Source organism: Vibrio sp. GLN_1, from assembly GCF_043106015.1.
GTDB classification, from domain to species: Bacteria; Pseudomonadota; Gammaproteobacteria; order Enterobacterales; family Vibrionaceae; genus Vibrio; species Vibrio parahaemolyticus.
The window spans coordinates 1-21,520 of the sequence record NZ_JBICMD010000002.1 but is presented as its reverse complement, the minus strand read 5'-3'; the positions used below and the strand labels follow the sequence as shown (position 1 = coordinate 21,520).

44 protein-coding genes are annotated in these 21,520 nt (G+C 48.1%); 14 read left to right on the top strand and 30 right to left on the bottom strand.

Annotation, left to right across the window (positions count from 1 at the left end):
- Positions 1 to 3 precede the first annotated feature (3 nt).
- From ACF8OV_RS00245 to ACF8OV_RS00180, 14 genes are all read right to left on the bottom strand, one after another.
- Positions 4 to 219, bottom strand: coding sequence for a hypothetical protein (locus ACF8OV_RS00245; RefSeq protein ID WP_392404312.1), 216 nt, complete (start codon positions 217 to 219; stop codon positions 4 to 6).
- Positions 220 to 516, bottom strand: coding sequence for a hypothetical protein (locus tag ACF8OV_RS00240; protein ID WP_161489208.1), 297 nt, complete (start codon positions 514 to 516; stop codon positions 220 to 222). It lies immediately after the preceding gene.
- Positions 517 to 760: 244 nt separating this feature from the next.
- Positions 761 to 1,063, bottom strand: coding sequence for a hypothetical protein (locus ACF8OV_RS00235; RefSeq protein ID WP_392404292.1), 303 nt, complete (start codon positions 1,061 to 1,063; stop codon positions 761 to 763).
- Entirely contained in the window at positions 1,060 to 1,449 is a 390-nt protein-coding gene (locus ACF8OV_RS00230; protein WP_392404291.1) for a hypothetical protein, read from the bottom strand. Before ACF8OV_RS00230 ends, ACF8OV_RS00235 begins: the two co-directional genes overlap by 4 nt.
- A gap of 4 nt (positions 1,450 to 1,453) precedes the next feature.
- Positions 1,454 to 1,687, bottom strand: coding sequence for a hypothetical protein (locus tag ACF8OV_RS00225; protein WP_318130496.1), 234 nt, complete (start codon positions 1,685 to 1,687; stop codon positions 1,454 to 1,456).
- The gene (locus tag ACF8OV_RS00220; protein WP_392404290.1) at positions 1,687 to 2,313 is read right to left on the bottom strand and encodes a hypothetical protein; all 627 of its coding nucleotides are present in this window, start codon (positions 2,311 to 2,313) and stop codon (positions 1,687 to 1,689) included. Before ACF8OV_RS00220 ends, ACF8OV_RS00225 begins: the two co-directional genes overlap by 1 nt.
- Positions 2,314 to 2,336: 23 nt before the next feature.
- Positions 2,337 to 2,561 carry a hypothetical protein gene (locus tag ACF8OV_RS00215; RefSeq protein WP_140350616.1) on the bottom strand — a complete coding sequence of 75 codons (225 nt, stop codon included), beginning with the start codon at positions 2,559 to 2,561 and terminating at the stop codon, positions 2,337 to 2,339.
- A gap of 61 nt (positions 2,562 to 2,622) precedes the next feature.
- Positions 2,623 to 2,847, bottom strand: coding sequence for a hypothetical protein (locus tag ACF8OV_RS00210; RefSeq protein ID WP_392404289.1), 225 nt, complete (start codon positions 2,845 to 2,847; stop codon positions 2,623 to 2,625).
- Positions 2,848 to 3,116: 269 nt separating this feature from the next.
- Positions 3,117 to 4,379 (bottom strand): tyrosine-type recombinase/integrase, encoded by a 1,263-nt coding sequence (locus ACF8OV_RS00205; protein WP_392404288.1) that lies wholly within the window; start codon positions 4,377 to 4,379, stop codon positions 3,117 to 3,119.
- A gap of 105 nt (positions 4,380 to 4,484) precedes the next feature.
- A complete protein-coding gene (locus ACF8OV_RS00200; protein ID WP_392404287.1) occupies positions 4,485 to 4,646 on the bottom strand; it encodes a PA3496 family putative envelope integrity protein in 162 nt (53 codons plus the stop codon).
- On the bottom strand, positions 4,639 to 5,019 hold the full coding sequence (locus ACF8OV_RS00195) for a hypothetical protein (protein WP_140350619.1): 381 nt from the start codon (positions 5,017 to 5,019) through the stop codon (positions 4,639 to 4,641). Before ACF8OV_RS00195 ends, ACF8OV_RS00200 begins: the two co-directional genes overlap by 8 nt.
- 9 nt (positions 5,020 to 5,028) lie before the next feature.
- Positions 5,029 to 5,238, bottom strand: a complete 210-nt coding sequence (locus ACF8OV_RS00190) for a hypothetical protein (protein ID WP_140350620.1) — start codon at positions 5,236 to 5,238, stop codon at positions 5,029 to 5,031.
- Complete coding sequence (locus ACF8OV_RS00185) at positions 5,235 to 5,483, bottom strand: hypothetical protein (protein ID WP_392404286.1); 249 nt, start codon at positions 5,481 to 5,483, stop codon at positions 5,235 to 5,237. Before ACF8OV_RS00185 ends, ACF8OV_RS00190 begins: the two co-directional genes overlap by 4 nt.
- Positions 5,480 to 5,920 (bottom strand): hypothetical protein, encoded by a 441-nt coding sequence (locus ACF8OV_RS00180; protein ID WP_392404285.1) that lies wholly within the window; start codon positions 5,918 to 5,920, stop codon positions 5,480 to 5,482. Before ACF8OV_RS00180 ends, ACF8OV_RS00185 begins: the two co-directional genes overlap by 4 nt.
- 415 nt (positions 5,921 to 6,335) lie before the next feature.
- Between ACF8OV_RS00180 and ACF8OV_RS00175 the strand changes: the two genes are divergently transcribed.
- From ACF8OV_RS00175 to ACF8OV_RS00115, 13 genes are all read left to right on the top strand, one after another.
- Positions 6,336 to 6,995, top strand: a complete 660-nt coding sequence (locus ACF8OV_RS00175) for an XRE family transcriptional regulator (protein WP_140350624.1) — start codon at positions 6,336 to 6,338, stop codon at positions 6,993 to 6,995.
- A 113-nt stretch (positions 6,996 to 7,108) separates the two neighbouring features.
- A complete protein-coding gene (locus ACF8OV_RS00170) occupies positions 7,109 to 7,378 on the top strand; it encodes a hypothetical protein (RefSeq protein WP_140350625.1) in 270 nt (89 codons plus the stop codon).
- Positions 7,371 to 7,715: a hypothetical protein gene (locus ACF8OV_RS00165; protein WP_206971492.1), complete on the top strand. Its 345-nt coding sequence runs from the start codon at positions 7,371 to 7,373 to the stop codon at positions 7,713 to 7,715. Before ACF8OV_RS00170 ends, ACF8OV_RS00165 begins: the two co-directional genes overlap by 8 nt.
- A gap of 16 nt (positions 7,716 to 7,731) precedes the next feature.
- Positions 7,732 to 8,376, top strand: a complete 645-nt coding sequence (locus ACF8OV_RS00160) for a DNA N-6-adenine-methyltransferase (RefSeq protein ID WP_392404284.1) — start codon at positions 7,732 to 7,734, stop codon at positions 8,374 to 8,376.
- Positions 8,377 to 8,387: 11 nt separating this feature from the next.
- A complete protein-coding gene (locus tag ACF8OV_RS00155; protein ID WP_193243549.1) occupies positions 8,388 to 8,741 on the top strand; it encodes a hypothetical protein in 354 nt (117 codons plus the stop codon).
- A 30-nt stretch (positions 8,742 to 8,771) separates the two neighbouring features.
- Positions 8,772 to 9,659 (top strand): hypothetical protein, encoded by an 888-nt coding sequence (locus tag ACF8OV_RS00150; protein ID WP_392404283.1) that lies wholly within the window; start codon positions 8,772 to 8,774, stop codon positions 9,657 to 9,659.
- 12 nt (positions 9,660 to 9,671) lie between these two features.
- A complete protein-coding gene (locus ACF8OV_RS00145; protein ID WP_392404282.1) occupies positions 9,672 to 10,322 on the top strand; it encodes an ASCH domain-containing protein in 651 nt (216 codons plus the stop codon).
- A gap of 13 nt (positions 10,323 to 10,335) precedes the next feature.
- On the top strand, positions 10,336 to 10,611 hold the full coding sequence (locus ACF8OV_RS00140; protein ID WP_392404281.1) for a hypothetical protein: 276 nt from the start codon (positions 10,336 to 10,338) through the stop codon (positions 10,609 to 10,611).
- Between the two features lie 10 nt (positions 10,612 to 10,621).
- Positions 10,622 to 10,942, top strand: coding sequence for a hypothetical protein (locus ACF8OV_RS00135; RefSeq protein ID WP_140350633.1), 321 nt, complete (start codon positions 10,622 to 10,624; stop codon positions 10,940 to 10,942).
- A gap of 138 nt (positions 10,943 to 11,080) precedes the next feature.
- On the top strand, positions 11,081 to 11,722 hold the full coding sequence (locus ACF8OV_RS00130; protein WP_193243541.1) for a ParA family protein: 642 nt from the start codon (positions 11,081 to 11,083) through the stop codon (positions 11,720 to 11,722).
- Positions 11,723 to 11,744: 22 nt separating this feature from the next.
- Positions 11,745 to 11,984, top strand: coding sequence for a hypothetical protein (locus tag ACF8OV_RS00125; protein ID WP_193243539.1), 240 nt, complete (start codon positions 11,745 to 11,747; stop codon positions 11,982 to 11,984).
- A gap of 250 nt (positions 11,985 to 12,234) precedes the next feature.
- The gene (locus ACF8OV_RS00120) at positions 12,235 to 12,510 is read left to right on the top strand and encodes a hypothetical protein (protein ID WP_140350636.1); all 276 of its coding nucleotides are present in this window, start codon (positions 12,235 to 12,237) and stop codon (positions 12,508 to 12,510) included.
- A 12-nt stretch (positions 12,511 to 12,522) separates the two neighbouring features.
- Positions 12,523 to 12,978: a hypothetical protein gene (locus tag ACF8OV_RS00115; protein WP_392404280.1), complete on the top strand. Its 456-nt coding sequence runs from the start codon at positions 12,523 to 12,525 to the stop codon at positions 12,976 to 12,978.
- A 27-nt stretch (positions 12,979 to 13,005) separates the two neighbouring features.
- Here ACF8OV_RS00115 and ACF8OV_RS00110 read toward each other — a convergent pair whose 3' ends face one another.
- Complete coding sequence (locus ACF8OV_RS00110) at positions 13,006 to 13,182, bottom strand: hypothetical protein (RefSeq protein WP_392404279.1); 177 nt, start codon at positions 13,180 to 13,182, stop codon at positions 13,006 to 13,008.
- A 188-nt stretch (positions 13,183 to 13,370) separates the two neighbouring features.
- Between ACF8OV_RS00110 and ACF8OV_RS00105 the strand changes: the two genes are divergently transcribed.
- Positions 13,371 to 13,697 (top strand): helix-turn-helix transcriptional regulator, encoded by a 327-nt coding sequence (locus ACF8OV_RS00105; RefSeq protein WP_193243534.1) that lies wholly within the window; start codon positions 13,371 to 13,373, stop codon positions 13,695 to 13,697.
- Here ACF8OV_RS00105 and ACF8OV_RS00100 read toward each other — a convergent pair whose 3' ends face one another.
- The 15 genes from ACF8OV_RS00100 to ACF8OV_RS00030 form a co-directional block, all read right to left on the bottom strand.
- Entirely contained in the window at positions 13,698 to 14,015 is a 318-nt protein-coding gene (locus ACF8OV_RS00100) for a recombinase family protein (protein ID WP_193243532.1), read from the bottom strand. It abuts the gene before it with no gap.
- 135 nt (positions 14,016 to 14,150) lie between these two features.
- Positions 14,151 to 14,492 carry a hypothetical protein gene (locus ACF8OV_RS00095; RefSeq protein ID WP_392404278.1) on the bottom strand — a complete coding sequence of 114 codons (342 nt, stop codon included), beginning with the start codon at positions 14,490 to 14,492 and terminating at the stop codon, positions 14,151 to 14,153.
- Between the two features lie 341 nt (positions 14,493 to 14,833).
- On the bottom strand, positions 14,834 to 15,193 hold the full coding sequence (locus ACF8OV_RS00090) for a hypothetical protein (protein ID WP_392404277.1): 360 nt from the start codon (positions 15,191 to 15,193) through the stop codon (positions 14,834 to 14,836).
- A gap of 13 nt (positions 15,194 to 15,206) precedes the next feature.
- Positions 15,207 to 15,407, bottom strand: a complete 201-nt coding sequence (locus tag ACF8OV_RS00085) for a hypothetical protein (RefSeq protein ID WP_392404276.1) — start codon at positions 15,405 to 15,407, stop codon at positions 15,207 to 15,209.
- 11 nt (positions 15,408 to 15,418) lie between these two features.
- Complete coding sequence (locus tag ACF8OV_RS00080; protein ID WP_318092625.1) at positions 15,419 to 15,604, bottom strand: hypothetical protein; 186 nt, start codon at positions 15,602 to 15,604, stop codon at positions 15,419 to 15,421.
- A gap of 22 nt (positions 15,605 to 15,626) precedes the next feature.
- Positions 15,627 to 15,860, bottom strand: coding sequence for a hypothetical protein (locus ACF8OV_RS00075; RefSeq protein WP_243190402.1), 234 nt, complete (start codon positions 15,858 to 15,860; stop codon positions 15,627 to 15,629).
- Positions 15,861 to 15,871: 11 nt separating this feature from the next.
- Complete coding sequence (locus tag ACF8OV_RS00070) at positions 15,872 to 16,219, bottom strand: hypothetical protein (protein ID WP_392404275.1); 348 nt, start codon at positions 16,217 to 16,219, stop codon at positions 15,872 to 15,874.
- 129 nt (positions 16,220 to 16,348) lie between these two features.
- Positions 16,349 to 16,672 (bottom strand): hypothetical protein, encoded by a 324-nt coding sequence (locus ACF8OV_RS00065; protein WP_392404274.1) that lies wholly within the window; start codon positions 16,670 to 16,672, stop codon positions 16,349 to 16,351.
- Between the two features lie 175 nt (positions 16,673 to 16,847).
- On the bottom strand, positions 16,848 to 17,369 hold the full coding sequence (locus ACF8OV_RS00060; protein ID WP_392404273.1) for a helix-turn-helix domain-containing protein: 522 nt from the start codon (positions 17,367 to 17,369) through the stop codon (positions 16,848 to 16,850).
- A gap of 39 nt (positions 17,370 to 17,408) precedes the next feature.
- Positions 17,409 to 17,642 carry a hypothetical protein gene (locus ACF8OV_RS00055; RefSeq protein WP_140350581.1) on the bottom strand — a complete coding sequence of 78 codons (234 nt, stop codon included), beginning with the start codon at positions 17,640 to 17,642 and terminating at the stop codon, positions 17,409 to 17,411.
- A gap of 794 nt (positions 17,643 to 18,436) precedes the next feature.
- A complete protein-coding gene (locus ACF8OV_RS00050; RefSeq protein ID WP_392404272.1) occupies positions 18,437 to 19,480 on the bottom strand; it encodes a hypothetical protein in 1,044 nt (347 codons plus the stop codon).
- Between the two features lie 300 nt (positions 19,481 to 19,780).
- Complete coding sequence (locus ACF8OV_RS00045) at positions 19,781 to 19,984, bottom strand: hypothetical protein (protein WP_206971473.1); 204 nt, start codon at positions 19,982 to 19,984, stop codon at positions 19,781 to 19,783.
- 126 nt (positions 19,985 to 20,110) lie between these two features.
- Positions 20,111 to 21,088, bottom strand: coding sequence for a contractile injection system protein, VgrG/Pvc8 family (locus tag ACF8OV_RS00040; protein ID WP_392404271.1), 978 nt, complete (start codon positions 21,086 to 21,088; stop codon positions 20,111 to 20,113).
- A 3-nt stretch (positions 21,089 to 21,091) separates the two neighbouring features.
- Positions 21,092 to 21,310 (bottom strand): tail protein X, encoded by a 219-nt coding sequence (locus ACF8OV_RS00035; RefSeq protein ID WP_392404270.1) that lies wholly within the window; start codon positions 21,308 to 21,310, stop codon positions 21,092 to 21,094.
- On the bottom strand, positions 21,300 to 21,520 hold a 221-nt coding region (locus ACF8OV_RS00030; RefSeq protein WP_392404269.1), incomplete at its 5' end, for a phage tail protein. The genes ACF8OV_RS00035 and ACF8OV_RS00030, both read right to left, overlap by 11 nt.

Below are 21,520 nucleotides of genomic sequence, written 5' to 3'. Positions count from 1 at the left end.
TTATCAACCGACGCCCAGCATTGAACCGGCGAGAACGCAAACGCCGACAGCCCAAAGACCGTAATACATCGCCGTGGCCAGCGAATCCTTTTGGATGATGGGAAGAATTTGATCACGAAACTTTACCTTTGATAACCAGTCGCGAAGTCGTAGAGCCAGAAAAACGGTAACAACCGCAACGACCAGGTAAGCGAGATTAAACAATGTGACAGATAGCATTTATGCGCCCTCGCGTTCTAATAGCTTAAGGCGGCGTTGATCGAAGTATTTCCAGACGTCAAAAACAAAACGTCCAATAACGACGACAATTCCAAGGATGGTAATTGCAGAACCAACGGTCACGCCTGGGAGGATGTAAACAGATAGGATGTCTGTTGCTTGTTGTGCGACTTCGGGTATTTGGTTTGACTTAGCGACGGATTTCGCACTGTAGGCCGAAACGCCGGAGCCGCCACCATACGCGATAAGCCGCCCTTTCCATTCGGAAACTTTATCGATGACTTTTTGCATAGGCATAAAAAAAGCCCACCGAAAGAGTTGGTGGGCTTATAAAAGTTGGCTAGGTGAGCGATTCAGCCCGCCCTCTGGACGCACTAAAACCACGTTATATAAAACCATAAACTAATAGCTCAGAAAAAACAACATTAAGTTGTTATATCTTCATCTGGTTGTTTGATATTTGTCACACAACCTCGAATGTTGAGAATGTTTTGCGTGACGACTTACGTTGATTTTAGATGTGAACGTGATGCATCACGCCCTAACTTGACACAACATTCTTAGGTGAAAGAAATTCTTTAACACGTTTGGCCGCTAAAGAAATTTTCTTTATACAATCCTTCGCGTTGAAAGACATTACCACCTTTGACGGCTTACTTGGAAACATAGCTGCATCGATGGTTTCATCTAGCAAGACATGAGAAAGCCCCGTTCTAGCACGGCTGAACAGACTGACCTTTTCACCGGGCTTTAATAGTGGCCAACGGAATTTAATTCGACTCACCAAGCGCGGCTGGTAAGTACCTTTCTTGTGCGCTATTTTGCGTTTGTGACTTAATCTCATAGCATTAACTCTCTATATTTTCGGGTACGCCAGCAATCGCTATCCCCCTCGAACACACCATCACAACCTTGCGGCAATGATGACTTACATTTCCCACAACAACCGAGCGCGGCGACTTGCTCCTGGTATCGCTGTTCATCGTGTTGGATCAACTCCGCAATGTATTCCTCTCTGGTGTAAGGCTCACCGACCACCGCTCGGGCCTGACGCATGACATCAAGGCGATCTCGATCTGCAGAAGAAAGACTCAATTCCACTTTAGTCACGCCGAGCTGTTCTTCCTGCTTGGCTTTCTCCGCTTTCCTACGCTCTCGATACCGTTTAGAACGGCGGCGTTCTTGCGCCCGCTTACGCTCTAACTTGTCTTGTTCTGACATCTTGGCCACGGCATCACCCCGCTGGCCAGAACGAGTGAATAAAGGCTTCAAACTCAATGGCAGAATTCAACCCAGCCCAACCACCAAAACCAACCGCCCAACCGCACAGGTAAAGAACAAACATGATTTTCACCATGCTTATTGCACTGTTAATCAGCCAAACCAATAAGGTGAAAAGGATAGATTTCAGCGATAACGCCACTGATCCCCAAGCACGTTTTTTGATTGCATCGATAAATGCCTCCATTACTTCGCCCCCAATCTGGCGCGGCCAGTCGGTCCCTGATCGGGGCCAAGCTGCAACATAATGACCATTGATTCACGCTGCAAGGCTTCGATTTGCATCAATAGCCCAAGGATCTGGAAGTTATTATTCGTAACAAGTCGCGCTTCGACTGACGGGTCGGACGCAATGTTCAGCGACTTGCTGTTGATTTCTTCGCGTAGCTTTTCGGTAAGCGACTCCAGTTTCCAACCATTGGGGTTTTCGCGAGACATCAAAACGGCTGGGTTTGTTTGCTCATCGGCATAGAACGGGATCACGACAATGTAATCAGACGTATCTTTGAAATGATGCTCCAGCAAAGCCACCGGGTGGCCTTCACGGCTTTGCATACGCTCGGCGTCATCCAGCAAGAACACTCGATAATCATCGGGTTTCTTTGGGCCTTTCAGGTAGCGAACCAACTGGCTCGGGTTCCAAACCTCATACGCGGGCGAGTGACGATTTCGGAACTCATGCGCGGCCTGGTCATTTGCCGCAACAATGACGCCAGGAATACCCTGGGCCACATAGCCCGCGACCAAACTCAACAGCATTGTGGTTTTCCCAGAACGCGACGATGATCGAATGTCTTGTTTTAGTAATGGCATGGTGCCAACTCCTTCTTCACTGATTAACTGATTGGAACGACCAAACTGTTTTTATTGAGCGTTGGCGGGATTGATTCGCTAAATCCAATCACCCCAGTTTGATGGCCAACTGCTTTTACTCTTGCCCTGGCTTTGCTGTATGACTTATCAATCAACTTGTAGCGAAGCCCGTTTCGGCATAAGCGAAACTTGGTTCCATTCTCCAAGCTTGCCAGCGTGACCCGTTCCGATGGTTTCCAAAACGGCATAACACCCCTTAATCACCTCACAGGTGTTTAACTAAATAACGCGGGACCGACTTGGGCCATGTCATACAGATCTTCGCGCTTCTTTCCCTTCATGGCCGAGACGACGTTCGCCGCTCGAAGCCGCTTTCGCACCGTGTCCCGACTCAGGTCGAAAGTGATGGCTATCTGGGTGATGTTCATGTATCGCATCGGCATTTATCTCGTTAAAAAGGATCGTTTCGTCACCGTTCAGCCCTTGCGGGATCTGCGATTCGTCAGGGATCTGGCGAGAGTGCTGACGGCGCATAGGAGATCCGAAAATTTCTCAAATACCGCGGGCCTCGCACCCGTGGTTGACTTTCAGCGCCCCAGGGTCCCCGGCATTTCTGTGCCAGCAAACCACACGCAGTGACCTGTATATCTCTTTATGTTATTGATTACTCGTTGTTTTTCGCCCCTTGATAAAGGCGTACTAACCACAACCGTTCTGACTGATTCGTACTGACTCTGGCGCTTTCTCGCTAATGAAATTCCCATATTGTTTATTCCCCTGTGATAGATGGCTGCTTTGCTGACTCAGGCCATGCAGTGACTTAACTCGTCGTGTTTAAAGGATCTTGGTGATCTCGTCTCTGTCTCGTCGCGTAATGCTTGAAATCCTCGACGGTCTAACCAGGTGTGATACTTCGTCAGCGCTTCGAGCATTGGCACGTCATACAGCGCTTGGTCATAGGCTTTGCGAATGCTGTCCATCGCGTGGTTGAGAATGCGTTCACTCACTGCATCATTGATACTTAAAGCGTCGGTCATGATGGTTTTCATGGCTTTACGGCAGTCATGCGCACTCCAGTTCCCCTCACTGACTTGCTTGAGTAATGTTCTTGATGTGCTGTAACTGATGGGCTTGGCATGGCCATGACCCGGAAACAGAAACACCCCGCGATAGCCTTTCTTGGTTTGCCAGGCACGGTATTGCGTTAGGAACTCAACCATTTGTGGCGAGAGTGGCAACTTATGCCATTCACTGGTTTTGGTGTCGCTGCGTGGGATACGCCAATACGCATCCATCAAATCGATGTGGCTCCACTTGGCGAATCGGGTTTCGGTGATGCGAGTGCCGTGGCCAATGAGCATGACGGTCAGGCATTGCGTGACACGGTCACATCCTAGGAGGCGTTCGAACAGGATTTGCATGTCAGACGCGAATAAGCGGCCATCTTTCTCTTTAATCGATACCGAGAAGAAGTCCGAAAAGAACACCGCTTTGAGTGGGTTCGACTCGATGCGCTTTTGTTTCTGCGCACGTTTGAAGGCTTGTTTTAAGATGGCCAGCACCGATTTCACCGTCGATAAGGAGTGCGTTTCCTGCAGTGGCCAAATCAATACGTCATCGAGCACCGCACTGTGTAGCGAGTCAATGGCCAACGACCCCAGCGCGGGGATCAAGTGGCGATTGATGGCGCTTTTAATCGTGGCTTTGCGAGGGGCTGACAGGTTGGTGTCTTTGGCCACGCGAGGCAAATACCAGGACAACACATCGCCCACGGTTTCAAAGTTACTGACGGCCACGCTTTGATTGGCTGAGATAGCCAACTGCGCCAACTTTTCAGGAACGACCTTTTTCGCCGCTGGGGCGGTTAACGCGGGCCAGTGACCGAGCCAATGCCATTTATCACAGCGAACGATGTACCAGGTCCCGCTTTGACGATGGCCGTGTTCATCGCGACCAGCATGGAAACGAAACCGCAGCGGGCTGTTTTCTTCCCGCAACGTATACACATCGCCACTCGCTTCCGCTTTGAGGTTTTTGTCAGTGAGTTTTATCACTTTATTTTTCATACTGGCCCCGGCCTAACTTGCCAGCCAAGCCAGAAGCACATAGGCCGCTGGCAAGGTGACACCGAATAAAACAAGCTCTTTCACTTTCTTTAATTCATTAATTCTTTACAGGTTAAACAAGCCATCAAGGCGACGCTGTTCTAGAATGTCCTCGATGCGACGACGGCGGTTGACCTTGTCCGGGTTCGCTTTCACCAACGGAATGGTTCGAGAGTGGTCACGTTGTTTGTGGTTCAAAATATGACGTTCATTAGAGGTTCTATACATTGTCTTGGGTCCTTTTCTTGGTTAATGCCTTGATCACATGGTCGCGCGCTTTCTTTAAGCGGCGCTTATAGGTGGGCAAACTGATCCCGACTCGGAGCGCTCGTTTTAACTGGGTATCGTCTTGCGTATGACCAATCGCGCCATACTCCATACGAAAGGTGGTTGCAGCTGCCTGATCTTCTGCCGCCAAACGTAACACCGCCGCCTCAACATCGGCCTCGATGCAATCTAAAACAGGGCCACCGCCGCCACCGCCACCGAACACCCCTTGACACTCGATCAGCTTGCCCAAAACAGATTGGCCACCGGGCACCAATGCGCCCTGGTGAACCCAGCGTGCCCATTGGTCAAAAATCTCATCCCAGTTAGCCATTACGTCGCCTTACTTCACTTCCACGAGGTACATCGGTTCGCCGCGGCCGTTTCGGTGTGAACTGGCGCGCGCCATCGTCACCTGACGACTTTTGATAAACCAGGTCATGCGATGGTGAGCGGTTGAGCCGGTTCTTACTGGCTTGCCGCTGTACAACGCTTTTAACTGGTCCTCGGCGTCCTGCTCACTGGTCGCCGCAAAGCGATTCTTCACACTCATCGGGAGTTCTCCTGCTGTAAGGGTTTGTTGTTCATCCAATCATTAAAAAAGCGGATCAGCTGACGATAGCGATCCGCGGCCGCGGCGTTGGTATTTAACTGACGACGGGACTCGATGCGACAGAACGCTCTTACCGCGTTAGCCGCTTCGGCTTCATCGGTCACTTGAACGTCGAGCAGTTGCGACAGAAAACGGCGAAACTGGGGTTTTTGCCCTAACATCACCGCGCCTCGGGTCATGCTCATGCCGCGGTCCTCTTTTTCTGCTCTCGACGTTTACGGCGGCGATCCAGCTTTCGGACGTAACATTCGGACCAAGCCTCAACGATGCTGATAACGTGGGATGGAGCCCAACGAAATTCACTGATCATGAAATCGTGTGGCTGGATATCCAGATGGTCATAATCATCTGTTAGAGCACCGTATTGATGACAAACGAACGCCTCCATACCGCGTAACGTCTGCAATTCTTCCTTGCAGCCGCTACCAATAAACAGCGTGACAATGTCATCAGGCCAGCGCCCGGACGTTTCCATTCGAAGGCGGCGCGCTCTTTCGGCAGGATCGGGCAAATAACCCAAATACAGACGACGAACCCGCCCCGAACCCAGTTCACTCACCAGCGCTTGATACGCGGCCTCGCTCTGTTCCTCTGTCGCGCCTAATAACGCCATCACAATCATGCTGCCCTCTCTGCTTGCGCTTGCTCGTACTCCAGGTCGAACAGACTGAAATCGACTTTCCCGCCAGAGATGCGTCGGATCTTGTTTCTACTTTGAGGTTTTGGCGAACGGCGCAAGTGAACCCACTCGTTCACCGTCTTAGGACTGACCCCAATCATCTGGGCCAGCCAGGTTTGCCCGCCGAAACCCTTCGATTTGATCCAGTCTTGAAACCTCATTTAGTTGTCCTTTCCGCGATTTGCGATACAGATTAACAACAAAACGTTGTTATGACAATGATCGAGATGTGGCAATTTCCGCGAATTGTGGTATTTTGTGGTATTATAGCGACAGAAAATCAGCGATTAACGAATTAAAGAATTCAATAAAAACGTTATCCAGGTAACAAAAAAGCCCAACAGACAGGGTGTAAATAATGAAATCAGATATTAAAGAAATCATCGGCGACCGACTCAGGGAACGCCGACTGTTAAAGAAGTGGACCGCTCGGGAAGCGGCCGAGGCGGCGTCTCGGGTTGCTCCGGAAAGCATTAGCACAGGCCGCTGGCAAAACTGGGAATGTGCCCAGCGTAGTCCAGGCGTTGAACTTTACCCATACTTGGCCAAGGTGCTCGATACCACACCGCAATATTTATCCGGTTGGTCAAATGAGCCTGGGATCGGCGTTGAAACGAATAAATACATCACGGCGAACGTGAACCAGGAGCAAGGCGGCAAAGATGACGAACTTGCGTTCAATGTGGAAGCGCTCAAACGACGCGGCCTCAATGAGCACAGTTTGAAACTCATCACCGCGCCAGATGAATCAATGAACAGCCAATTCAGTCGAGGCGACTCACTGCTGATTGACACAAGTGCGAATGAGATCACCGACACCGATATCTATGCCTTGCAAACTCAAGCGGGCGACCTGTATGTTCGTTATGTGCGTCGAGACATCGGATCCGGTTACAGCGTTTACGCGGACGACGAACGCCACGCCCCAACGCAACAATTTAGTGAAGATGATTTCACCACCAATCTGAAAGTGGTCGGTCGTTACGTCTTCAAAGGCTGCTGGAAACCGAACCAGTAACCGAACGCTTTAAAAGCGCGGCCGAGTCGCGTTTTTTTATGGCAGCATTAACAACTTTTTGCAGTAACAAAAAACAACGATACAGCAAAACAAACAACGTCTAAGGAAATACCATGTGCAGCGAACTTTCGTTGATACGCGTCGATACCCCGACCAAACTTCGCAACGTGCAGCGCCAACAAAAGCAAACCGCCCAAGCGGCCTTGGCGGACTTATTGGCCACAACTACCCTGCTCGAAAAAGCGCTGGATGGCGAACTCGATGATGAAACACACGCCCTGGTCAACGCGGCGTACTTCCAAGCCAACCAGGTGAAAACCGCTTTCGACCAAATGATGACCCAAATCGACAGCCTACAACTGGAGGATCATTCTCGTGAGTAGTCTCGAATTGGTCCCAGGGATGGGACTGAATTTTGATGAATTGGCCGTATTAAAAGGCCATGCCGAAGGGAAACGCCCTTCACAGCTCGGCAAGGAACTCGATCTCACCCCGCCGGAACTCAAGCTCATCGAGCAAGACATCCGGCTCAAGCTCCAAGCCAAAACCCCCATGCACATGATCACCCGTGCGTTTGAAATGGGCATTTTACGCGTGATGTGCCTGGTCCTTTGTTTCTCTGTCGTCAGTGACCTCGACGACCAAGCGCTCAGAACCAGAACCCGCACTCGTACCGAATACAGCCGCACCGTTCGCAGCGGTCGCGAATTTACTTGCTAACTCAGGAACACAACCAATGGGAAAAAATCACCAACAACGCAGCAAAACCAAAGAAGAATACCGCGATCAAACCTCCACCGTGCCGTGGTTGTTTGCCGCCTTCGATGCCGAGTTTCAATTCGGTATCGACCTTGCCGCGACGCACAAATCCGCCAAAGTGAAAACCTACTTCACCAAAGAGATAAATGGTCTGGGTAAAAACTGGAAAGCCAGCGTTCCGGCGGGAGCAAACGCAACAGGCTGGCTTAACCCCCCTTACAGCAACATTTTGCCGTGGATACAACAAGCGCGTTTAGAGCAACAGCAAGGCTTTACCACCGTGTTTTTAGTACCGAACGATTGCTCCGGAGAATGGTGGCCAGAGGGGCAACCTTGCATCATTCGCCACATCACTGGTTACTACTACGACCACACCTACAAGTCAGGGCCCAAAAGCCGCAAAGGCACCACCGTCAGAAAGTGGGCTTCTGGCCGTATCGAGTTTGTGAATGCGGAAACGGGCGAAATCATGAAAGACCCGTTAAACAAACCGATGTGCGCGATCATCTTCCCGGCGTTTTATTGCGGACCAACCGTACACGACCCTGTCACCAAATTGGCCTTAATGGAAAAAGGGCGCGCCTGGTTAGAGCAACAAGAACAACAAGACCAAGCGGCATGAGGGGGCTAAGCATGGAAGACATCACACCGCATGACATTAGCCTTATGAGCGCTCTATTAGTGGACGGAATGGACCTCGACACCATCGGCGAAAAGTTCGAGATCCCACCTTCGGACGTTATCCAAAAAATTTACCCGCCGGAGCGTTACTTACCTGCCGCCATTTTTGAAAGCCGACTACGCCTCGGGATTGTTCGCATTGGCGAAGATGGTATCGAGAAGCGCTGCACTCGATGCCATCAGTTCTTACCGATACATAGCGACTTTTTTCACAACTGTGCCAAGAACCCGGACGGCTTACTTTCCTGGTGCAGACCTTGCGAATTGGCCAGAGCCACCGAACGTCGAAATAAAATAAAGAATTAAAGAAATAACGAATTAAAGAGAGTTAACACAATGGAATTACAACCGCTTGAACTCAACAACCAGGCCGCTGACACACTCGAAGCTTTCCTTGGCCACTTTAATCAAATGGTGCAGGAATCCGACCGAATGGCGGAAACCATTAACCAACAGAACGCCAAGCTGGAAGACTATCACCACCATAAGAACCGTGCCGAAGGTTACGCCAATCAAATGGTGGAGATGGGAAAAGAGATCGGCGAACTGCAGGAAACAATTGAAGAGATGAAATCCATTCTCGTCACGGCCGAGAAAGTCGCTCAGGCCAAGATGAAACTGGAATCAGAAAACCAGAGATTAACCCGAGAGTTGGAAATGTCACGCACCCGCTCGAACGAGCTGCAGCGCCAAATCAATGAACTGAAAGGCGGCGATAACCCGAAAAAGCTACGAGAACAGATCAAGCGCGTCAAAGAGAAAAGCAAAGAGAAAGATGACAAAAACGCGCGCCTGGAGCGAGAGAACAAGCAGTACCGCCAAGAAAACCAAGACCTCAAAGTGAAGCAAAACCAAGCTATCGAGAAGATCAAGCGACTGCAGTTAGAAAAACAAAACATGGACTTCACTGGCCTGTTCCATAAAGACGAACACCATTTGATTTTATGGCCACAGGTGATCACCTCTCAGAACGAAGAAACTGGCGAGACACATCAAAGCCGAGCCCTGTTACACATGCACCAATCCGGCACCGCAAAGCTCATTTCTTACGATGTGGCCACAAATACCATTGTCACCCACAAAGCGCCCCCTGGTGGTGTACGTATCCCGAAAGACGTTCAACAGTTCGCTGAGGACTGGCTATTTAATGTCAACGTTAGCCAAAACGGGAACGTCACACCTAATGACCTAGTGCAAACCAACTTAAACAGCGAAGCAGCGTAAGGAGACTTAAAAATGAAAACTGTTCCAATGTTATTTCAAACTGAGCTGGTTCGCGCTCTATTGGATGGGCGTAAAACAGTCACTCGCAGACCGCTAGAAGTTACTCCAGGCTGGGAACTTAAAGACCGTAAGCCAACTAAGATTACATCTTCTCACCCAAAAAAAGGGAAGTGGGGAGCGCTTATCCGAAAAGGAACGTTTGACGATAAGTATCAACATGATCTTGTGAAAGCGCCCTGCTTTGTCGATGACCTAATTTACGTGCGCGAAACTTTTGCCGCTTTAGGCCATAACGATTACCAACAAGTGAATCCGCGTAATATTTCTGAAATCCATGAGTATCGATATAAAGCGAGTGAAAGAGAGTCCATAGCAAACTGCCAGGACCATGAGGTTCGGGGCTATAAATGGGTGCCATCGATTCACATGCCAAGACACGCCAGCAGACTTACTCTAAAAGTTACCGACGTTCGAATCGAAACAATGAAAGAACTCCGCCAAGACCCAGAACAGGTAATCCGCGAAGGGTTTGGCAGCTTCCCTCAGTTCCGACACACCTGGCGCGAGATTTACGGCCAATGCGAACCCGATGATTTAGTGTGGGTCATCGAATTCGAAGTCATTCACCAAAATATTGATACCTATCTAAAACAAGTGAAATAAGGACCCGGCGGTCATGAATAACTCAACCATAGTATTAAACGAATCACTTCCTTTTTTTCCTCGTGAAGTACAACTCGACGGTAAAACCTACCCCGTTGTAACGTGCAGCATGAGCAACGCCTTTGAAGAAACAGACAGATTAAGGCATTTACTAACCAGATTGATATTTGCTCATGACATCGATGTAGAAACACTAAACAGTATTGGTTTTTCCAAAGAAGATGCGAACAGTCTTTCGATGGAAATACCAGGACTTACACATGAAACGCCGCCGAAATGGAAAGAGTAAGGATCAACACATGGAACCATTAAAAGTAAACTGGCTCGGACCCTGCCCTCGATGCAATCACGAAGGGCCGCACAATGTTGAAACAAACAGCGCGAACCCTGACTTATTAAACGAAGGTGATGTCGTTACATGCGGACAATGTAACCAAGGCGGAGTGATCGAGTTAGTAGAAGCCGGGATAGTTGAATGTTACTGGGCCGAAGATGATGGCTATTACTGCCAATGTGATAACCCAGATTGTGGCAACTGGTTTACTGTCTCCAAAATCGGAGCCACTTGTCAGGAATGTAATAAAGGCTCAATGCAGCCGCAAGATGTCGAGCCGTACTAACCCACCTCAAAAGCGGGCCTGTCCCGCTTTCTTTATTTCTTTAATTATTTAATTCTCCCTCTTTACAAATAGGACGCATAGTCCTAATATACCCCTAAACCTTTAAAGAAATCTTTAATTAACGAAAGGTAGCAACCAATGGGATATAAAATAGCAGTCGCTCAGCAAAAGGGTGGCGTTGGCAAATCAACAACCAGTCGCAACCTTGCCGCCGCTCATGCCGGGTTTGGATGGGACGTCAAAATCGCCGACCTCGATGTCAATCAATCAACCAGTTTCACCTGGCATAAACGTCGCCTCGCTGCAGGAGTGGAGCCAGTCGTCGCTGTAGAAATCTTTGGCAGTGCTAGCCAGGCATTAAAACAGGCCGATAATTACGACTTGTTTATTTTTGATGGTGCACCAATGGCCAACCGTGCAACGTTAGAGGTATCACTGGCCTCTGACTTGGTGGTCATCCCTACGGGGCTAGGATTGGATGATATGGAGCCGTGCGTCATTCTGGCCAACGACCTGGTTAAAAACGGCGTAGACCGAAACAAGATTGTGTTCGTGTTCTGCAGAACGACGGGAAGTGATGCCGAGCTTCAATACGCTATCGACTACATGTCACAAACCCCATACTTCACTGTGCCTCACCCTCTACCGGAAAAACCATCCATACGAGGTGCACACGATCAAGGCCTGGCCGCTATCGAGTGCAAGTTTAAAGGTCCAAGAGAAGCCGCAGAGAAAATGACTCAAGCGATCATCGACAGACTTAACGAATTAATGAATTAAAGATTTAAAGAGAGTTCCAAGCATGGCATTAGAAGCACCTAAAAAACCAAAGCAGAAACCAAACCCGAAAGGCACACCACCTACGGTAAGCACCGCGCCAAACGGTCAGGAAAACAGCCAGAAGGCAGCAACCGCACCACTAAATTTTAAAACGGATAAGGAGTTTGTTAAGGAGTGGAAAGTCTACTGTGTGACAAACGATATCTCTCAGATAGACCAATTCAAAAGAATGTTTGAGTTCTGGAAGGAACACCACGGGTAAGCCGTGAAAAAGGAAAGCCGGTCGGTTGAAGTATCTCACCCCTGCAACCGCCGGCATCAACAACACAACCAATGGGAAAATTAATTATGCTGCAAAGTAATAATACCCTCTCGGGCGCGATGCGTCTATGCGACCTTATGTATCAACCAGCCGACCAGGTGATCGAGTACCTAAAAGATAAGCCGGATTCCATCGGCGAGGCGATAGCTAAAATGTGTTATCAGGAGATCACCAGGCAAGGGGGTCACGCATGAACATAGCCAGAATGAGCTTACCTGATACCTGTTTTAGTTGTCAGCATTACCAACAAAAGGGCTGGAAGCATGACCAGTTCGCGCCCAAGGTCGATAATTACGGATTCAGTATCGAGCCAAGAAAGCAACGTGTCGGGCAGTGTCTAAAAAGCAACGCTGAGGTGTTCTGGAACGAGAAATGCCACTTGTACCTAAAAGAGCCAGGGATTGATGTCCACGCTTGCCCACAGCGACCAGAACCACTAGAACCCAGACAAGAACCTTTATTTTGAACGGGAGCCAATATGACACCGATGTTATACCCAAACAAAGAAACCCCACGCGCCTATCGAGTGCAAGACAAAGCTCTCGGCGTTCAGCGGTACTTCTTTTTCAATAAACATGGTTCAGCAGACGAGGCAAAGCACAAAGCCGATTTGGAGATCAAGAAACTCCAGGAACGTCGGAGAATGCGCGCGATTAGATTGAACCTCGATATCAACAAGGTTTTTCATGAGGATGGCCGAGTCAAAGGGTTAAGAACCGGCACTCGCAAGATAGAAGGGAAAGAAATCCCACTGCTCATTGCTCAGATAACAGTGAATGGTAAGCAAATCAAGACCGACAGGCGGTTGCATAATCGATGCTTCCATGAAGTATACCGAAGCATTCAAGACTGGATACTCGATAAACATGGTATCGAGCGAACGCCAGAGATAACCAGGATGTTCAAGTCATGCGCTTGGATGTACCGCATATAATAAAAGCCCCGTTCTGGGGCTTTTTTGTTAATCGACACCTTCGACTATCTCTGCTACATCCGTCCTTAAGCCTTTGAGCAACGTCGTTGCACAATAGATTTCATGATCGACACAATCGCTTGTTTTGTTTAAATCCTCAACAATTTGCAACAGTGTCGCCATCTGATTCAGCTTGGTGCTGATTATCGTTTTTTTCTTATCCATTAAATAAACATACCTTCCAACTGCATATATGTTTTGTCGTCATCAAAATTGGTGCGACCAGTGGAATATGCAGTGGCGCAATAGGCCCTGTAAATAGCAATTGCAAAAACAGTCCTATACTTAGCGATATACGGAAAAAAAAGTCCTATCGAGTGTGACGTGAGTCTAATTAAACAGGAGGGGAGTCGATGTCATATGATCCGTTAATAACCGCGCTAAAGGAGCGCAGAGAGGCGGCGGGCCTCTCTCAAAAGAACATCGCCGAAATGATTGGAGTAACGTTAAAAACCTATCAGCGCATCGAGCGGGGCGAAACCGACATGAAAATGTCCCACTATCGAATTTTAGTCGAAAAGCTAAAGACAACCGATCTGGACATTTCGCTCGATATGTTAGGGGTAGACAAAACCACCCCTTGGGATGTGGCAGCTGCAGCGCGAACGCTACCGCCAGAAGTAAGAACGGCGCTTGTATCTATGCTAATGATTCTCTACAGAAGCAACACAAAAGAATAATTAGCTTTCCTCAATTTTTTTCATAACATCGATCAGTTGGCTTAATATCTCTTTGTGATCAGAAATCGAATTCAGCTTTTCAAATAACAACTCAATCGACGCACCGGCGCGATGCACCTCTTTAAACGCAGACTCCACACTGGCCACATCAGCCGCTAGTTTATCCAAACGCCAAACCGCCAGCACATCACCTTGTTTCAAACCCTCGATAACCTGGGGCAGCTCATCACCGAAGCTAATATCATCGCAGCCAAAATCGTGTAAAGCCTTTAACTGCATTCCCAGATCATTATCACGTACCGCATAGCCATATTTCATATTATTTTTATTCCTGTGAGCGTGACGCGTCACGCTGTTATTTTTCACACATACTAAAACAGACACGTATCACAAGAAACGACAGGGGCGGTGTTTTTTGAACTTGGCCACCCCTCACACCAGGCAAGTCACGAATTAAGGCTTAGACCAACCGTTCAATTTAACGCAATCGGCAACAAGGTAATTAATCTCACCATTAGAAACTGGCAAGGCTTTATTAATGCAGTCCATTAATATGGCAGCGTTCTCCTTAAGTGCTTCACCCTCTGTCAGTTCTGGCGCATTCAAAAAGCCTTTGTCCTGGAGCGATTTTAACCAATGGCCAGCCGTTCCGAGCTGGGTTTCGTGATTCGCCTCGGCCCACCCTTGGCGATCAAGCCCGACCGAATACCCTTTATTAAGCCATTCGGAATTGGCGTCACTACACCCAGACAACGCCACCAATCCACCAAGGACGACGAACAGTTTTTTAAGCATGAATATCACCTCTAATATATAACCGGCTTTGAGGGTATCCGATCCAGGGCAGCATGGTCGAGCGTCATCCATATAAAACGAAATCCATAACCCATTATTTGGTGGTCATTATGCCCATTATGGTAAATAGCGAAGTTTAGGCGGTATTACGTCAGCTTTGACGTGCTGAGCGCGTTAATCTGTCAAAACTGACAGATAACCCAAGATCGAGAGGCGATTTTTGATGTTGTAAATTTGTTTCAGTTTGACGGGATTTTAGGCGGGGATTTTCTCGGAATGATTTGGCGGCCGATTTGAGTCGAAACCGCCAAAAGATCAGGTTTTCTTGTCTTAACTCACTTTTACTCAGAGCAAGCCAAACAAATGTGCTCCTTCTCACCAGTTAAATCAAAAATCAAAGCATCTTCTTTTCCGCATTTGTCACAATGTTCAGTAAGTTCGCATTCAAGTGTCTTTGAAATTTCTTTTGCTGCTTTTTCTGGAATATTTCGCACCTCGATGCCATCGATAACCATTACATAAAATTTTTCGTCAAGTGCAGTAAGAGCATCTAAACGGATAAAAATTGAAATCGGGTTCGATACCCTGACCGAAACATCATGATCAATACTCAAATACGCTACGTAGTATCCTTTTTGGCTCTCAGTTCTCAAACGAAACTCTGTATCACCATGAATCCAGGTACATTCTCTTTCTTTCATGTCCAACTCCCCTTTAGTTATCGCAGCTGCATGATGAAACATCCACTTGCCAAGTGCTGTCGAACTGAGGTTTCAATTCGCAGCCATCCGAAATCCATTGACCAAGAACCTTTCCCGAATCCTGCCTATCAGTTCGGTTTAGGTCGATAGCACCAACCACTTTTCCGCACTGACAAACGGCGATATAACCATTTGGCTTTAGCTTTCTACCCACAACTATCCCTCTTATTCTAGATACTGAGTGATCATTTCAATTTCTTGGCTAACATCAACAAGCGCCTTCGCATCCATATTGATAACCTCAAGCTGAGTTTGGTCTCTAACTTTTCTCTCAAGACCATGTTTTATCGCTTTGATAGTCTTTTCAGCTTCTTCCAACTTCTCAATAAGCTCTTTATCTTTTGACTGCATACTATTCATCGTCCTTCTTACTCTATTTGGATTCTTGACCATCTAACTGGTCTGCGATTTTTCTTAACTCATTCGCCCAGGCTTTTTCGCAGCCGTTCTTGAACTGCACATTTGTAAAACACTCTTTCAGAGAAAAGCTAGAAAGCGGGATCTCGGGTGATAAAGACACGAAAACTACGTCAGCCTTGAAATCATCAACAATAATCATTGGCTTAATAGGATATGTCAGCTCATTTGGGTTGGTAGTGTGCTGCATTGAATTTTTCCTTATTGGTCATTATCAAATATTGTCATTTGTTCATCATCAACCGGCTTTATGTCCAGTTCTTCGCCAGTGCGTTCCCGGTAAACCTTCGCTGCCTGGTGACGTCCAATTTTGGTTAGTTGTGCAGCCAAACTTAAATCTTTCGCCCTCAACAGTTCGATGCAGCCCTTACCCTCCAAGGCGTGGAGGCTCTTTCTAAAGTTCGATGCATCGAGCTCACCCTCACGAGGCTGTGAAATCATGGTGCGCATCTTGGCCACTGGAACCGCACCTTCAAATTGCTTACTTTCCAAAAGCGCCAGGATAAAAAGTGCATCATTCTGGTTTTTAGAAAATCGAGTCTTCTTCATATCTTAATCACCTCTAGAGTGAATAATAACTAACAACCATCAACCAAGGTATCGCTTCACTCACAACTTGAAGCCTTATTGACCCATAAAGTGAATAAAAGGCCATCAAACCGACGGCCTCCTTTTGAATTAAAACAGGCGAGTATCTAGCCCAGTCATATTAGTAAAAACCGTTGGAAACGTGTCAGCATAAACACCAGGCTGGTTGGCCAACTCTTTAAACTCATACTTGCGAGGCATCCATTTAAGTCCACGAACTGTGTAGGTATCAGACGGATCCAGAATCACTTGAATTTTATTGATTCCATCTTTTACATAGTGGCGAGTGCGAGGTAAGTCGAACTGGAGGCCATTTTCAATGGCGACCAGGTTTTTAGCGCCAGTCATCGCCATGAAACGACCACCGCCTAGTTGTTCAAGAATGGTTTTTGCAATGATTTGATTGTTAGTCATCGTGATTTCTCTCGGTTATGGCCTTGGCACCGTGCCCGGCCTTCGATATAAATACTAGGACTTTTCGTCCTATCTGGCAAGCGTTATTTTCTTTAATTCTTTATTTCTTTACCAAAAGCCAGTCGCCAGGCACAAAAAAACCGCCTTAGAGTGGCGGCTTCTATAATCACTTAGTTCACTTCCATATGCAGCCATAACCTGCGCGCTCCGCTAAGATGGCCCACGCAGCAAACGGGATCGGCGTCATGTTATGTTTTTTACCCAGGCGTTTTGCCTCTGCAACCGCATCAGGATCAAAGCTAGTCCACTTTCTAACCGTGCGGCCATCCTTTACACCAACAAGCGCCGCAGCCTCGCTCCCAGTCAATTCACACTGTGCCAGCATCGCGCGAACTTCTTCGCCCGTTGGTTGGATCCAATCACCCCCGAACGGAATTAAAGTTTCATCACGGATAACATTGCACCTTTCGTTCTCTCCAGACTGAATAAAAGGCGTGATAGTTTCGATAGGCACCCCTAACGCATTCGCGACGTTCTCGGCATCCTCTGGCCTAACTTGACGACAACCATGTTCGATATTAAGCCATTTGCCTTTGTGTAAGCCTCCAGCTGCAGCCGCCATTTCATCAACAGATAAACCTCTCTTGATGCGAAGATCCCGCAACAGGGAATTATCATACTTTGGTGCTTTACTCATTATGTCTCCATAGGGCGGCAAAGCCGCCCTGCTGTTGCCTTATGCATTTACCAGGGCAGCAATACCACGCCAGCTTTTGTAATTTTTCTCGACTTCTTCTAGCGTCGCAAACTCTTTCACACCCAACCCACGGTAAGCACGATGGCTTGCGTTGTCTGTCTGCATTTGCCAGTGACGACCCCAGCTATCGCTCACAAGTGACAGCGTCATTTTGTTACCACGGCTCTCTAAATAAAATGTTGTTTCATCAAGTTGTTGGATCATACCTTTCATCGCGATTTCTCTCGGCTTTGGCCTTGGCACACTGCCCGGCCTTCGATGTATATATTAGGACTTTTCGTCCTATTGTGCAACTATTCTTTTTTGCGCCCAGAAGCGCACCCACAAAAGCTACCACGAGCGGATACTAGCCCCGCAGGGATAAGCGATGCGCTTGCGCAAGCGAAGCACCAAGCCGCTCGATGATGTTGAATAGGGCACTGAACTTCATCGGCGCGGTTAGTTGCACAGTGCTTTGTTAAATCTCGCCTCATCCTCTTGCTAGACCTCGCGAAGCGAAAGAAGGCTTGGTGATGTGGTTGAATAAAGTGAAGGGGGTTAAGAGTCGGTTCCACTGTCTGATCGTGTTGCTTTATAGCCTCCTGTCGAATGACAAAAGGGACTTACAGCGCTGCCAGCTATATCGTTGGTCTTACACGTTGCACTTTGCTTATGCTGGCAGTTGGGGCCCGTTAAATTGCTAATCCCCATTAATTGCGATTATCGCTTCGCTCTAATAGCAATTTAATGGGAGGTACCATTATATCTGTAGCAAAGCGAAAGAGATGATAAGCCTCGCCCTTGTGGCGGGCTTATATCCTTTCTTTTTAGAAAGCGGTTAGTTCGGTGAATACTTTCGAGGTTATTTAAACTCGGAGGGATGGAACAGCAAAAAATAAGAGGTGATCGCGGTGGTAATAGAGGAATTTAGAGATCGAGAAAGCGGGAGGCGGTTAATATTTAATCGATTGTATGCGGTGGATGCGGCATATCCTCCGCAGCGAAGCGGATAAAAACCAAATGTATTGTTATGTGTAGGTTTCTAGCATTGCCAGGAGGAGCCTGTCGAACTCAGCATTAAAGCCGAAGTCTGGCGCTCGGTCTAAACCAAGCTGTTGAGCGACTTTGTTTTTAGAGTCATACACAGACGCAAAGGGAAGCTGCTGAATAAGCGTTCGGATCCTGATTTCAGTGTCAGAACGTGTGTCCTTCGCTTTAGTTGTGACCGTTTTTACCGCTTGCTTCAAACGGTGGTGAGCATCCATAACGCGCTTGGTATGCTTGTTCTCGCCCGTAAACTCTCGCTTAATACGAGCTAATAAGCTACGCAGAGAAGGGCGGTCCAAAGAGGCAATACGCTCAGACTCAGCCAGCCTTAAGATCTCAGCCTGGCGTTTTTGCTTGGCCGTTTTTAATAGCCCGTTTTTTTCCTGCCATTTACGAGCAGTCGCTAACATCGAGCGAGTATCGTCCATCGTTAGGCCAAACCCTTTAAAAAAGTTTGGTCTAAGAAAGATCCTTTTCGCTTTGTTGGTCTTACTCTCCTGATCGAACTCACGTACCACGACTATCATTTCCGCGGCTTCAAGGTCATCAGCTGCAGCATGAACAGGGTCACAAGCTTTGCGGCCGTGACGATATTGCCCATTCTGGCCATCATAACCAGGTGCATACTCATGGAGCTGGCCGATCATCTTGGCCAATTCTTCCATGCTGGCTTTCACTTCAAACAAGTAAGGTGCATCGGGATTGTAATCAGCGCGGTAAATCATCGCTCTCACAAGCGCATCGAGCGTTTGTTCTCGTTCCAAACGGATCGAGGCACGACGGGGCGCGATGTGTTTCGTTTTCCAAGTTCCATCGGATAGCTTGCGGCGCTTAAGCGTCGCGCCATCTTTGCGCAACTTGCGCATAAAACGGTTTCGGTTCCAATTATGGCCGGAAAGAAGGGCATCCAACCGCCTCGCGATTGGGTGATTCGGCATCGGGATGTCAAATTTAGGGGTGTATCTACGCCAACCACTGCGGTCATCTTGCCACGCTGACGCTTCACTAAGTCCAATTACGCTCATTTTTTGATTGCTTTTTCGCTGTAAGGCTTGCAGCAACCGGGCACACGAAGTAAACTTAGTCTTGTGTTTTAGGGTTTCTTCTAAATTCTGTCGCCAAAACAAATTTAGAGAAGTGACTAGTTTACTTCCTGACCCGAATCTTGAACCCCGCTCTTGCGGGGTTTTGCTTTTTTAAGCCAGGTTAAATTTTCTTACTTGCCCGCTAAGTCGCCAAACCATAACGCACAAGCCATAAAACAACATTTCGGTGTAAGCCTACCACACGATGCGGAAAGCGTCACGCCAAAAAAGATCTGCAATTCACTTTTCGACGATCTCGCCCGTCTGAGTGGCGTCTTTTTGTTCAAGCTCCTTTGCCGTCAAACTCGCCTGTAAAATCGCCTGGTGCAAACCAGGGTCACAAATCTCAGGGTTTTCACTAGCCGACGCCAGAAAGCGCAATAAATGCGCTAAGTTAGTTAATGTACCGGATCGAGTCCCGTCATTTAAAGCGTTATGAGTCACTTTTTTCTCTCCTGTGATAAAAATATCACTGTATATCCATACAGTTTATTAGACCTCAAAGCCGCATAATCAGCAAGCCTATCAATAAGATTCATAAGGAAATTTCGAACCATGCGGTTTTGGTGGTTAGTTTTTCGGGGTAACAAGGCGCGCGCTGGATACTGAAAAACGGTCAGGCTCGATGACATGATCGACACTTTCCGCTATCCAGGTACCGTTAGCGCTGGCCTTATGGTTCTGCACAATGACACGAGACTCGGCCGTCATTTCTGGCGTCAATGGGCGCTCAAGCGTAAAGCTCTTTTTTCCACGCTGTTGCTTGGCCAACTCAGCCTCTGCAGCGTCTTGCGCTTCCTGTTCGTTGCTATACTGACGGCGCAAGGTGAAAGCGGGATCACCACTACCGGCTTTCACAGTCTGCTTTTTTTGCAAATCCTCATCAAACCAATGAGCGATCACTGATTGATAATTCGTTCTTTCGGTGATGGTCACACGCCCCGAAGAATTGGCCGGGTCCGAAATCGTGATTTCTGGCATGGACTGCCCGCTGGCGGTTTTCCCTTCTCCTTTTGGCGTCATCAGCAACCGTTCCGCAACCGGCTTCGCAATCGCATCATACTGACGGCCCAAACGGTTTAATAAGTTCACATCCGATTCAGCTTTCTGGTCGATATGGTCAAACTCGATACCGGCTAACGCTTCGCTAATAACAGGCGTTAAACCATGTTCTCCAGCGATTTGCCCCACCAAGTCGCCTAGTGTGATGTCATCGAACGTCCGGTCCTTGGGGGCTTTAATCCCTCCGCTTTTGTATTGAGCCGCTACAGCATGAATGGTCAGGATGTCTTCATGGAGCGGTTCTTCTAACTCCGTGACCTGGTATGTACCTTTAAAGGTTAGGTCCTCGCCTATACCGATCCACACTTCTAACTTTGCCCCTGTTGGTGGCAGTTCGACCGCCTGATCGCGATTGTCGATTTCAAGCGTCACCGTATCGGACTTAATACCAGGAGCATCACGAACGGTAAGACGCTCTAAGCGGTCGTTAATTTTTCGGGTGATGTCAGTGCCGTTGGCCAAGATTTTAAACGCAGGTGGTTTCATGGCTTAATCCCAAAGACTGATCCGGCTTTTGTCCTCGGCAGGACCGAGATCCGGTAAATTGATGACAAGGCCAGCGGGCAAAACAGGGCCATGCTTTGCCAGCCCTGGATTGGCGTCGAGAACCGCTTCAACGGCTTTCGGACGTTGGCCATAATGTTGATGACAAACCCAATCGAGCATATCGCCACGGCGGGTTTGATATTGAACACCGTTAGAACTCATCTTCCCCATACTCCGAGATTGTTAACGTGCCCTTAATTTCTAAGGGAATGCCGTTATCCGTAAAATACTGATCCGTGCGTTCCAGTGACTCGATGCACCACAAACCAAGATCTGCACCGCCACTAGGCGTACCACCGACCAAGCGACCCGGTTCGCCCTTATCGGCGAATGCTTTCATCCGGTCGAACTGGTACAAGTCAGATTTTTTTT